The following is a 12442-nucleotide window of genomic DNA, read 5'->3' as shown; positions in this document are numbered from 1 at the left end:
GCGGGGACGAGCGCAGGGGCGCGCGGGTCGCCGTCGCGTCCCGGTCGGAGGGGTCGGCGCGCGGGAGCGCGCCCGCGCGGTCCAGGCCGCCCGCGCCGAGGAGGCCGGGGCCCGGCGGGCCGCAGCAGCTGCGGCTGGGGGAGCCGCGGAAGCGGCTGAAGGGGATGTGGATCGCCCTCGGGGTCGTGTTCGCGCTGTTCGCGGGGCGGTTGGTGCAGCTGCAGTTCCTGGACTCCACCGCGCTCGCCGAGGAGGCCAGCGCCAACCGGTACGTGACGACGCCGCTCTCCGCGCAACGCGGGACGATCACCGACGCCGAAGGCAACGTGCTGGCGACCACCGTCACCGCGTACGACGTCACCGCCGACCCGACCATGCTCACGCCCGAGCAGCTGCACGTCACCGACGGGCCCGCGCAGGCCGCCGCGCTGCTCGCGCCGATCCTCGGCCAGGACCAGAAGACGCTCCAACAGGCGCTGACGGCGAAGAACCCGAAGACGGACATGTACCGTCTCATCGCCAAGCAGCAGAGCCCGCAGACCTGGAACCAGATCAACACGCTCGGCAACCAGCTGGCGTACAAGGCCGGTACGGGTCACTGCCTGGTCGAGAACACCCTCGCGCTCAAGGCCGGGGACGACGGGCGGGTCGACGACGCCTGCGCCAACCCGCTGGCCGCGATCTTCCACGCCCGGCACGACAAGCGCGTCTACCCGGACGGCGGCCTCGCCGCCAACGTGCTGGGGTTCGTCAACGCCGACGGCGTCGGCTCCGGCGGGCTGGAGCAGCAGTACGAGAAGCTGCTGCGCGGCGTGGACGGCAAGGAGGTCTACGCGCAGGCGAACGGCCGCGAGGTGCCCACCGCGGGCGGCCAGCACGAGACGGTGCCGGTGCCGGGGTCGAGCCTGCGGCTGACGCTGAACCGGGACATCCAGTGGGAGGCGCAGAAGGCGATCTCCGACCAGGTGTCCAAGAGCCAGGCGCTCGGCGGCTACGTCATCGTCCAGGACGTGACGAACGGCCGGATCCTGGCCATGGCGACCGCTCCCGGCTTCGACCCGAACGACCTCGCGCACGCGGATCCGAACGCGATCGGGAACACGGCGCTGAGCGACGCGTACGAGCCCGGCTCGGTCAGCAAGCTGATGACCATGGCCGCGGTGCTCCAGCAGAACGTGGCGACCCCGGAGACGCATGTCACCGTGCCGGGCGCGCTGCCGCGCGCGGACCGGGTGTTCCACGACGACGTGGCCCACGGCACCGAGCAGCTGACCCTGAACGGCGTGCTGGCGCAGTCGTCCAACATCGGCACGATCCTCGCGGCGGAGCACCTGGGCTCGACGCAGAGCCAGGCCGACCAGGTGCTCTACGACTACCTGACCAAGTTCGGCATCGGCCAGCCCTCGGGGCTGGCCTTCCCCGGGGAGACGCAGGGCATCCTGCCGCCGCCGCAGCAGTGGAACGGCTCACAGCAGTACACCATCCCCTTCGGTCAGGGCCTGGCGGTGAACGCGCTGCAGACCACCTCGGTCTACTCGACGATCGCCAACGGCGGCGTGCGGGTCGCGCCGACGCTGGTGGAGGGCGTCACCGGGCCGGACGGCCGGTACACGCCGACGCCCGCGCCCACCAGCACGCGCGTGGTGAGCACCGGGGTGGCCCAGCAGTTGGCCGAGATGCTGCAGTCGGTGGTCGGCAGCGAGCAGGGCACCGGCACGATGGCGCAGATCCCCGGCTACCTGGTGGCCGGCAAGACCGGCACCGCCAACAGGGCCACGGCGAACGGCTACAGCGGCTACACGGCCTCCTTCATCGGTTTCGCGCCCGCGGACAGGCCGCGGCTGACGGTCTCCTGCGTGGTCCAGAAGCCGGTGGGCGCGCACTTCGGCGGGCAGCTGTGCGGCCCGGTCTTCAAGCAGGTGATGGAGTTCGCACTGAAGACACTCGACGTCCCGCCGACCGGCGCGGCCCCGGCGAACCTGCCCGTCAACTGGTGACATGGGTCACAGCAGGGTGGCAGACGGCGGAAAAGGATGGCGATACCCTCACATGACCAGCACGGATGGCGGCATGCACATGGCAATCAACTCCCCACTTGGCTCCGAGAGCACCGGTACGGGTAACCTCACCGCCGTGCCCCATCGTGATCAGCCCTCGCTCCGCCCCAGGACCACCGACGGCCTCGCCCTCGCGCAGGTCGCCGAGCAGCTCGGTCTGGGTGCCCCGGCGAGCGCCGACACACTGGTGACGGGCATCACCCACGACTCCCGTGCCGTCCTTCCGGGGGACCTGTACGCCGCGCTGCCCGGCGCCAACGCGCACGGCGCGGACTTCGCCGCCCAGGCCGTCGCGAACGGCGCCGTCGCCCTGCTCACCGATGCCGAGGGCGCCGAGCGCGCCGCCGACGCCGGGGTCCCGCTGCTGGTCGTCGCGCAGCCGCGCGCCCGCGTCGGCGAACTGGCCGCCGCGATCTACGGCCGTGCCGCCGAGCAGCTGCTCTCCATCGGTGTCACCGGCACCAGCGGCAAGACCACCACCGCCTATCTGATCGAGGGCGCGCTGCGCGGCGCCGGCCGCACCCCCGGTCTGCTCGGCACCGTCGAGATGCGCGTGGGCGAGACGCGGATCAAGAGCGAGCGGACCACGCCCGAGGCCACCGACCTGCACGCGGTCCTCGCGATGATGCGCGAGGCGGGCGCGGACGCGGTCGCGATGGAGGTCTCCAGCCACGCGCTGGTCTTCGGCCGGGTCGACGGCGTCGTCTACGACGTCGCGGTCTTCAACAACCTCACGCCCGAGCACCTCGACTTCCACCCGGACATGGACGACTACTTCCGGGCCAAGGCGCAGCTGTTCACCCGGCGCCGGGCTCGCGTCGGCGTCGTCAACCTCGACGACCACTACGGCCGCCGTCTGGCCGCCGAGTCCGAGATCCCCGTCGTCACCTACTCCGCCCAGGGCGACCCGGCCGCGGACTGGCGCGCCGAGCACGTCCAGCTGGGACACGCCGACTCGCACTTCCGCGTCGTCGGCCCGGACGGCCAGACCGCCGACGCGTCCTCGCCGCTGCCGGGTCCGTTCAACGTCGCCAACGCGCTGGCCGCCGTCGCCGCCGCCGTCACCGCCGGACTGCCGCTCGCCGAGGCCGTCGCCGGCGTCGCCGCGGTCCCGGGCGTGCCGGGCCGGATGGAGCAGGTCGACGCCGGTCAGCCGTTCCTCGCCGTGGTCGACTACGCGCACAAGCCGGACGCGCTGGAGGGCGCGCTGCGCTCGCTGCGCGAGGTGACCAAGGGTCAGGTGCTGGTCGTCATCGGCTGCGGCGGCGACCGCGACCCCTTCAAGCGCGGCCCGATGGGCGCCATCGCCGCCCGCTACGCCGACACCGCCATCCTGACCAGCGACAACCCGCGCTCGGAGGACCCGCTGGCGATCCTCGCCGCGATGCTGGCGGGCGCCGTCGAGGTGCCGGAGGAGGGCCGCGGCGACGTGCTGGTCGAGCCCGACCGCGCCCGCGCCATCGCCGCCGCCGTGGCCCGCGCCCACGCCGGGGACTCGATCCTGGTCGCCGGCAAGGGGCACGAGGTCGGCCAGTACGCCAAGGGCGAGACCCGCCCGTTCGACGACCGCGTCGTGCTGCGCGACGCCATCGCTTCTCAGACAGCAGAGTCCTCGCAGACAGCGCAGTCCTCGCAGACAGAGCAGTCCAGTCTCATTGCCCAGTCCGCCCCCATGGACGTCGAGGAGTAGAGCCAACGTGATCCCCCTGACCCTCGCGGAGGTGGCCGAGGCCACCGGAGGGACGCTCGTTGACGCACCGGACCCGCAGGCGCGGGTCACCGGCCCGGTGGTGCACGACTCGCGCCAGGTCACGCCCGGGGCGCTGTTCGTCGCCGTGGCGGGCGAGCGGGTCGACGGCCACGACTTCGCCGAGCGCGTCGTCACCGGGTCCGGCGCCGTCGCCGTGCTGGCGAGCCGTCCGGTCGGCGTCCCCGCCGTGGTCGTCGACGACGTGCTGGAGGCTCTGGCCCGGCTGGCCCGGGCCGTCACCGCGCGACTGACCGACACGACCGTCGTCGCCCTCACCGGATCGACCGGCAAGACCAGCACCAAGGACCTCATCGCCCAGGTCCTGGGCAGCAAGGGCGCCTGCGTCTACACCGAGGGCTCGTTCAACAACGAGATCGGCTTCCCGCTGACCGCCCTCAAGGCCCGGCAGGACACCGAGTTCCTGGTGCTGGAGATGGGCGCGCGCGGCAAGGGCCACATCGCCGAGCTGTGCGGGATCACCCGGCCCAAGGTCGGCCTGGTCATCAACGTCGGCACCGCGCACCTGGGCGAGTTCGGCAGCCGTGAGGGCATCGCCGAGGCCAAGGGCGAGCTGGTGGAGGCGCTGCCCGAGGACGGCGTGGCCGTGCTGAACGGCGACGACCCGCTGGTGCGCGGCATGGCCCCGCGCACGCGGGCCCGCGTCGTCTACTACGGCGAGGCCGAGGACGCCGCCGTGCGCGCCACCGATGTCCGATTCGACCATCTGCAGCGTGCCTCGTTCACCTTGAGCACACCCGCCGGTTCCGCGCCGGTGGCCCTGAAGCTCTACGGTGAGCACCACGTGAGCAACGCCCTCGCCGCCGCCGCGGTCGCGACCGTGTGCGGGCTGGGCGTGGAGCGGATCGCCGCCGCGCTGAGCGAGGCCGGGAGCCTGTCCAAGTGGCGGATGGAGCTGACGGACCGTTCGGACGGCGTCACCGTGATCAACGACGCGTACAACGCCAACCCCGACTCGATGCGGGCCGCCCTGCGCGCGCTCGCCGCGATCGGCGGGAGGGGCCCGGAGGCCCGCCGCACCTGGGCGGTCCTCGGGGAGATGCGGGAACTCGGCGAGGACTCCCTCGCCGAACACGATGCCGTGGGCCGGCTCGCGGTCCGACTGAACATCGCGACCCTGGTCGCGGTGGGCGGTCGGGAAGCGGCCTGCATGGAGCTGGGCGCGAGAAACGAAGGTTCGTGGGGTGAGGAATCGGTGCTGGTGCCCGACGCGGATAGCGCGATCGAGCTGCTCCGGGAGCAGGTCCGGCCTGGGGACGTGGTCCTGGTGAAGGCGTCGCGTTCGGTGGGTCTGGAGAAGGTCGCCGCGGCCCTGCTCGCGCAGGACCCGATGGCGGGCACCGTCGGGGAGGCTGGTCGTTGATGAAGGCGATCCTCTTCGCCTCGGCGTTCGGCCTGTTCTTCTCGCTGGTCGGCACCCCGGTCCTGATCCGGATCCTGGCCCGCCACGGCTACGGCCAGATGATCCGCGACGACGGCCCGCAGGCGCACCACAGCAAGCGCGGCACGCCCACCATGGGTGGTATCGCCTTCATCCTGGCGACGCTCGTCGGCTACGGCCTGACGCACCTGATCATGGGCACCAAGCCCACCATGTCCGGCCTGCTGGTGCTCTTCCTGTTCGCGGGCATGGGCCTGGTCGGCTTCCTCGACGACTACATCAAGATCGTCAAGCAGCGGTCGCTCGGTCTGCGGGCCAAGGCCAAGATGGCCGGCCAGCTGATCGTCGGCATCGTCTTCGCCGTCGGCGCGCTGCGCTTCCCGGACCCGGCCGGCACCACGCCGGCCTCCACCAAGCTCTCCTTCGTGACCGACTTCGGCTGGTCGCTCGGCCCGGTGCTGTTCGCCATCTGGGCGCTGTTCATGATCCTGGCCATGTCCAACGGCGTGAACCTGACCGACGGTCTGGACGGTCTGGCCACCGGCGCCTCGGTGATGGTCTTCGGCGCGTACGTCTTCATCGGCATCTGGGAGTACGGCCAGAACTGCGCCACCGCGGCCACCGCCGGAGCCCAGTGCTACCAGGTCCGCGACCCGCTCGACCTGGCCGTCGTCGCAGCCGCGCTGATGGGCGCCTGCTTCGGCTTCCTGTGGTGGAACACCTCGCCCGCCAAGATCTTCATGGGTGACACCGGGTCCCTCGCCCTCGGTGGCGCGCTCGCGGGCCTGGCGATCTGCTCGCACACCGAGATGCTGCTCGCCATCCTCGGCGGCCTCTTCGTGCTGATCACCCTGTCCGTCATCATCCAGGTCGGCTCGTTCCGGATGACCGGGAAACGCGTCTTCAAGATGGCACCACTCCAGCACCACTTCGAGTTGAAGGGCTGGTCGGAGGTGCTCATCGTGGTCCGATTCTGGATCATTCAGGGACTGTGCGTCGCCGTGGGCCTCGGTCTCTTCTACGCTGGCTGGGTCACGTCTTAACAGTCAGCGGGGTTTGATGAGCAGCGGTGAGGTCGCGGACGGTATGACCGGTATGAACTGGGAGAACCTGCATGTCACGGTGGCCGGGCTGGGCGTCTCCGGCGTCCCGGCGGCCAGGGTGCTGCACGGCCTCGGCGCGGTCGTCACCGTCGTCGACGGCGGTGACGGCCCACGCCAGCAGGCCCAGGCCGAGGAGCTGCGCGCCCTCGGCGTCACCGTCCGCCTCGGCGACGGCGACTCCCTGCCCGACGACACCGAGCTGATCGTCACCGCCCCCGGCTGGCCGCCCTACGCGCCGCTCTTCCAGGCGGCGGAGAAGCTGGAGATCCCGGTCTGGGGCGACGTCGAGCTCGCCTGGCGGCTGCGCCGCCCGCACCCGGAGACGGGCGAGCCCGCGCCGTGGCTGGCGATCACCGGCACCAACGGCAAGACCACGACGGTCCGCATGCTCGCCTCCATCCTGACGGCGGCGGGCAGGCGGACGGCGGCCGTCGGCAACGTCGGCGTCTCCGTGCTGGACGCCGTGCTGGCGGAGGAGCCCTACGACGTCCTCGCGGTGGAGCTCTCCAGCTACCAGCTGCACTGGGCGCCGAGCGTGCGCCCGTACTCGGCGGTCGTCCTCAACCTCGCCCCGGACCACCTCGACTGGCACGGCTCGATGGAGGCGTACGCCGCCGACAAGGGCCGGATCTACGAGGGCAACGTCGTCGCCTGCGTCTACAACGTCGCCGACCCGGCCACCGAGCACCTGGTCCGCGAGGCCGAGGTCGAGGAGGGCTGCCGCGCCGTCGGCTTCACCCTCGGCGCGCCGGCCCTGTCCCAGCTGGGCGTCGTGGACAACCTGCTGGTCGACCGCGCCTTCATCACCGACCGCCGCCACGCGGCCGCCGAGCTGGCCTCCGTCGAGGACGTCCAGCCCAGCGCCCCGCACAACATCGCCGACGCGCTGGCCGCCGCCGCGCTGGCCCGCGCCTACGGCGTCGAGCCGCGCGCCGTCCGCGACGGCCTGCGCGCCTTCCGGCCGGACGCCCACCGCATCGCCTTCGTGGCCGAGGTGGACGGCGTCGCCTACGTCGACGACTCCAAGGCGACCAACCCGCACGCCGCGGCCGCCTCGCTGGCCGCCTACGAGTCGGTGGTCTGGATCGCCGGCGGCCTGGCCAAGGGCGCCGAGATGGGCGACCTCGTCGCGGCGGCCGCCCCGCGGCTGCGCGCCGCCGTCCTGATGGGCGCGGACCGCGCCGTCATCAAGGCCGCGCTGGACGAGCACGCCCCGCACGTCCCGGTCTTCGAACTCCCCGACGGCGTCGTCGGCGCCGCCGCGATGGAGTCCGTCGTCAACGCGGCGGCGGGCTTCGCCGAGTCCGGCGACACCGTGCTGCTCGCCCCGGCGTGCGCGTCGATGGACATGTTCACGAACTACGGTGAGCGCGGCGACGCGTTCGCCGCGGCGGTCCACGCGCTGTAGGCGCCGCCTCCGTCACGTAGGCACCGCCTCCACACGGGCACTGCCTCCACGCTCATCGGCGGACGACCCGGTAGGGTCGTTCGCCGATAGTCGTTGTGCCGGGGAGAGGACCACCGAAGTGCCGGAAGCGAACGTCGCAACCTTCCGGTCCTACAGCCGGCTCGCGGGGCCGAGGGCGGCCTGGAGACGGTTCCAGCGGGGCCTGGAACGGCCGTTGACGCCGTATTACCTGATCCTCGGATCATCCGCGCTGATCCTGGTCCTCGGTCTGATGATGGTGTTCTCCGCCTCGCAGATCGAGGCGCGGCTGGACGGGCTCCCGTTCGACTACTTCTTCAAGAAGCAGCTCATCTCCATCGTGATAGGCGCGGGCCTGATGTACCTGGGCGTGCGGATGCCCGTCCGGGCCCACCGCGCCCTCGCGTACCCGCTGCTGCTCGTGGTCGTGGTGCTGCTGCTCGCCGTGATGGTGCCCGGCATCGGCGTCGAGGTGAACGGCAACCGGAACTGGATCCGGCTGGGCGGCTTCTTCCAGCTCCAGCCCTCCGAGTTCGCCAAGCTCGCGCTCGTTCTCTGGGCGGCCGACCTGCTCACTCGTAAACAGCAGATGAAAACTCTCGGCGAGTGGAAGCACCTGCTCATCCCGCTCGTGCCGGTGGGCTTCCTGCTGCTCGCGCTCGTCCTCGCCGGCGGCGACATGGGCACGGCGATGATCATCTGCGCGCTGCTCTTCGGGCTGCTGTGGATGGCCGGTGCGCCCGCGCGCCTGTTCAGCGCCAGCGCGCTGCTCGCGCTGCTGGCCAGCGCGGTGCTCATCATCACCGTGCCGCACCGGCTTTCACGTCTCGGCTGCATCGGGGCGACGCACGTCGGCGCGGACGGCTCCTGCTTCCAGGCCGTGCACGGGATCTGGGCGCTGGCCTCCGGCGGCATCTTCGGCACCGGCATCGGCGCGAGCGTGCAGAAATGGGGTCAGCTGCCGGAGCCGCACACCGATTTCATCTTCGCCGTGACCGGCGAGGAGCTGGGTCTGGCGGGGACGGTGTCGGTCCTCGTTCTCTTCGCGGCACTAGGGTATGCGGGTATCCGCGTGGCCGTACGCACGAAGGAACCGTTCATCAGGTACGCAGCGGGAGGCGCCACCACCTGGATCATGGCCCAGGCCATGATCAACATCGGTGCGGTGCTGGGACTTCTGCCCATCGCGGGCGTCCCGCTCCCGATGTTCTCCTACGGCGGGTCCGCTCTGCTGCCGACCATGTTCGCGATCGGTCTGCTGCTCTGCTTCGCGCGCAGCGAGCCGAGGGCGAAGGCGACGCTCGCCGCGCGGAGCACGCGCAAGCGCAGGAGCAAGGGAAACAAGCAGGCTCGGCGCCGGTTCCTCCGGCAGCCCCACAAGGAGCGGTGAATTTCGGTGCATGTGGTCCTCGCCGGCGGTGGCACCGCCGGTCATATCGAGCCCGCACTCGCGTTGGCTGACGCGCTGCGGCGCAACGACCCCACGGTCGGCATCACCGCGCTCGGCACCGAGCAGGGGCTGGAGACGCGGCTGGTGCCCGAGCGCGGGTACGAGCTGGCGCTGATCCCCAAGGTCGCCCTGCCGCGCAAGCCCTCCGGCGACCTGATCACCCTGCCGGGCCGGCTGCGCAACACCGTCAAGGCCGTCCAGGACATCCTGGAGCGCACCAAGGCGGACGTCGTGGTCGGCTTCGGCGGCTACGTCGCCATGTCGGCCTACTTCGCCGCCAAGCGCAGCGGCGTGCCGATCGTCATCCACGAGGCCAACGCCCGCCCCGGCGTCGCCAACAAGATCGGCTCCCGCTACACCGACTACGTGGCCGTGGCCACGCCGGACAGCAAGTTCCAAAAGGCCCGCTACATCGGCATCCCGCTGCGGCACACCATCGCGAACCTGGACCGCGGCATGGCCCGCCCGCAGGCGCGGCAGTACTTCGGCCTGGAGCAGAACCTGCCCACCCTGCTGGTCTCCGGCGGCTCCCAGGGGGCCCGGCGCCTGAACGAGACCGTCCAGGCCGTCGCGCCGCGCCTGCAGCAGTACGGCGTCCAGATCCTGCACGCGGTCGGCCCGAAGAACGAGCTGCCGCCCGTCAACGACCTGCCGGGCATGCCGCCCTACCGCGCGCTGCCGTACCTGGACCGGATGGACCTCGCCTACGCCGCGGCCGATCTGATGCTGTGCCGGGCCGGTGCGATGACGGTGGCCGAGCTCGCCGCGGTCGGCCTGCCCGGCGTCTTCGTGCCGCTGCCGATCGGCAACGGCGAGCAGCGGCTGAACGCGCAGCCGGTGGTCCGCGCGGGCGGCGGCCTGCTGATCGACGACGCGGAGCTGACCCCGGACTGGGTGCTGCAGAACGTCCTGCCGGTGCTGACCGACCCGCAGCGCCTGTGGCAGATGTCCCACGCCGCGGCCGAGTTCGGCCGCCGCGACGCGGACCAGCTGCTGGCCCAGATGGTCTACGAGGCGATCGAGGCACACCGGAGCGGCCGCCGTCGTGGCTGAGACCCTCGGGGCCGAGAAGTCGGTCGGGGCGGGCGCCGCGCAGGAGCGGCCGCCCCGACCGCCGGTCAGGCTGTCCCGCCGGGGGATCGTCGTGCTGTGCGGCCTGGTCGCCGTGCTGCTCGGCACCGGCGTGTGGCTGGTCTGGTTCTCCTCGGTCTTCGACGTGCGCACGGTCACCGTGGTCGGGTTGAAGGCGTTGACCAGGGATCAGGTGCTTCAGGCCGCCCAGGTCCCGCTGGGCGGCCCGCTGGAGCAGCTGGACACCGGCGCGGTCGAGGCGCGGGTCGAGAAGGCGCTGCCGCGCGTCGACCACGCCGACGTCTCGACCTCCTGGCCGCACGCGGTCAGGATCGCCGTCACCGAGCGCGTGCCCGTCGCGGCGGTGCGCGGCGCCGACGGGCGGTACGCGCTGGAGGACACCAGCGGCGTGCGGTTCGTGACGCTGTCCGCTCCGCCCGCGGGCGTGCCGGTCGTGCAGCTCGCGCTGTCGGACGCGGGCAGGGGCGAGCTCGCCCAGTTCCCCGAGACGGTCCTGGTGGCCGGCGCGGTCGAGGTGGCCAAATCCCTTCCGCCGGCGATCGCGGGGCGCACCGCGGCCGTCGTCGTGCACTCGTACGACGACATCGAGCTGACCCTCTCCGGTCCTTCGGGCACGGTCTACTGGGGCAGTCCCGAGCAGAGCGCGCGCAAGGCCGTCGTGCTGGCCGCGCTGTTGAAGCAGCAAGCGCACGGATACGACGTGAGCGCACCGACGGATCCCGCGCTTCGGTCTTGACGGACCGTCTACTGAGCCCTGACGCTTGTTGACCCCCGTGTACGCGCGGAGACCGTAGATCACATAGGCTCACAAGAAAAAACCGCTTGCTCGGCGTGTCCGTTGAACCGGCATGCCCAGATGCCTACTGTCCTAGTGACAGTGGATAATGCAGCAGTGACATAGCATTAACTCTAAACCTCATGTTTAGGGTTCGGGTCGGGAGCAGTCGAAAGCACCGCCCCTTCGGTATGAGTAGACAGATCCGAGGCGAGAGGCCTTCGACGTGGCAGCACCGCAGAACTACCTCGCAGTCATCAAGGTCGTCGGTATCGGCGGCGGCGGCGTCAACGCCATCAACCGGATGATCGAGGTCGGGCTCAAGGGCGTCGAGTTCATCGCGATCAACACCGATGCCCAGGCGCTGCTGATGAGCGACGCCGACGTGAAGCTCGACGTGGGCCGTGAGCTCACCCGCGGCCTTGGCGCCGGAGCCAACCCCGAGGTCGGCCGCAAGGCCGCCGAGGACCACCGCGAGGAGATCGAGGAGGTCCTCAAGGGGGCCGACATGGTCTTCGTGACGGCCGGTGAGGGCGGCGGCACGGGCACCGGCGGCGCCCCGGTGGTCGCCAACATCGCGCGCTCGCTCGGCGCGCTGACGATCGGCGTGGTCACCCGCCCGTTCACCTTCGAGGGCCGCCGCCGCGCCAACCAGGCGGAGGACGGCATCGCGCAGCTGCGCGAGGAGGTCGACACCCTCATCGTCATCCCCAACGACCGCCTGCTCTCCATCTCGGACCGCCAGGTCAGCGTCCTTGACGCGTTCCGCAGCGCCGACCAGGTGCTGCTCTCCGGTGTCCAGGGCATCACCGACCTGATCACCACCCCGGGCCTGATCAACCTCGACTTCGCGGACGTCAAGTCCGTGATGAGCGGCGCGGGTTCCGCGCTCATGGGCATCGGCTCGGCGCGCGGCGAGGACCGCGCGAAGGCGGCGGCGGTCATGGCGATCTCCTCGCCGCTGCTGGAGGCCTCCATCGACGGCGCGCGCGGCGTGCTGCTCTCCATCTCCGGCGGCTCGGACCTGGGCCTGTTCGAGATCAACGAGTCGGCCCAGCTGGTCAGCGAGGCCGCGCACCCCGAGGCGAACATCATCTTCGGCGCCGTCATCGACGACGCCCTCGGCGACGAGGTCCGGGTCACCGTCATCGCGGCCGGCTTCGACGGCGGCCAGCCCACCCCGATCGTGCGCGAGCCGATCGTCCGCTCCGCGTCGAGCGACCGTCCGGCGACGCCGGAGTTCCCGCGGGCCGGTGCGGGTTCCTCGGCGGCGGGCTCCACGGCGACGGGCCGCAGCATCCACACCCTCGGCAGCGTCCCGCGCGCCGAGGACACCCCGCGCCCGGTTCCGGCTCCCGAGCCCACCATCCCCCCGGTCCCGCAGCAGGCC

General features: G+C 71.7%; 9 protein-coding genes. All 9 read left to right on the top strand.

What is annotated here, in order from left to right; genetic code table 11:
• A partial coding sequence (locus tag TR50_RS41315) for a peptidoglycan D,D-transpeptidase FtsI family protein (protein WP_236654817.1) occupies positions 1 to 1997 on the top strand: 1997 nt, incomplete at its 5' end.
• A gap of 73 nt (positions 1998 to 2070) precedes the next feature.
• Positions 2071 to 3747, top strand: a complete 1677-nt coding sequence (locus tag TR50_RS41310; protein WP_439654286.1) for a UDP-N-acetylmuramoyl-L-alanyl-D-glutamate--2,6-diaminopimelate ligase — start codon at positions 2071 to 2073, stop codon at positions 3745 to 3747.
• A gap of 7 nt (positions 3748 to 3754) precedes the next feature.
• Positions 3755 to 5188 carry a UDP-N-acetylmuramoyl-tripeptide--D-alanyl-D-alanine ligase gene (locus TR50_RS41305; RefSeq protein WP_042435483.1) on the top strand — a complete coding sequence of 478 codons (1434 nt, stop codon included), beginning with the start codon at positions 3755 to 3757 and terminating at the stop codon, positions 5186 to 5188.
• On the top strand, positions 5188 to 6249 hold the full coding sequence (gene mraY, locus TR50_RS41300) for a phospho-N-acetylmuramoyl-pentapeptide-transferase (protein ID WP_042367134.1): 1062 nt from the start codon (positions 5188 to 5190) through the stop codon (positions 6247 to 6249). The genes TR50_RS41305 and mraY overlap by 1 nt, the downstream gene beginning before the upstream one ends.
• 16 nt (positions 6250 to 6265) lie before the next feature.
• Positions 6266 to 7717, top strand: coding sequence for a UDP-N-acetylmuramoyl-L-alanine--D-glutamate ligase (gene murD / locus TR50_RS41295; RefSeq protein ID WP_439654285.1), 1452 nt, complete (start codon positions 6266 to 6268; stop codon positions 7715 to 7717).
• Positions 7718 to 7835: 118 nt separating this feature from the next.
• Positions 7836 to 9125 (top strand): putative lipid II flippase FtsW, encoded by a 1290-nt coding sequence (ftsW, locus tag TR50_RS41290; RefSeq protein WP_042435477.1) that lies wholly within the window; start codon positions 7836 to 7838, stop codon positions 9123 to 9125.
• Between the two features lie 6 nt (positions 9126 to 9131).
• On the top strand, positions 9132 to 10238 hold the full coding sequence (murG, locus tag TR50_RS41285; protein ID WP_042435475.1) for an undecaprenyldiphospho-muramoylpentapeptide beta-N-acetylglucosaminyltransferase: 1107 nt from the start codon (positions 9132 to 9134) through the stop codon (positions 10236 to 10238).
• Positions 10231 to 11013, top strand: coding sequence for a cell division protein FtsQ/DivIB (locus TR50_RS41280; RefSeq protein ID WP_042435473.1), 783 nt, complete (start codon positions 10231 to 10233; stop codon positions 11011 to 11013). Before murG ends, TR50_RS41280 begins: the two co-directional genes overlap by 8 nt.
• Positions 11014 to 11278: 265 nt before the next feature.
• Positions 11279 to 12442, top strand: a 1164-nt coding sequence (gene ftsZ, locus TR50_RS41275; protein ID WP_042435471.1) for a cell division protein FtsZ, incomplete at its 3' end; no start/stop codon positions are given.

It is taken from the genome of Streptacidiphilus anmyonensis (assembly GCF_000787855.1).
In the GTDB taxonomy this organism is placed as follows: domain Bacteria; phylum Actinomycetota; class Actinomycetes; order Streptomycetales; family Streptomycetaceae; genus Streptacidiphilus; species Streptacidiphilus anmyonensis.
This window is presented reverse-complemented; position numbering and strand designations above follow the sequence as displayed.

What these genes read in the sequence shown, in the direction of transcription:
- TR50_RS41310 (WP_439654286.1), top strand. Translation starts at nt 2,071, where the DNA reads ATGCACATGGCAATCAACTCCCCACTTGGCTCCGAGAGCACCGGTACG.
- mraY (WP_042367134.1), top strand. Translation starts at nt 5,188, where the DNA reads ATGAAGGCGATCCTCTTCGCCTCGGCGTTCGGCCTGTTCTTCTCGCTG.
- murD (WP_439654285.1), top strand. Translation starts at nt 6,266, where the DNA reads ATGAGCAGCGGTGAGGTCGCGGACGGTATGACCGGTATGAACTGGGAG.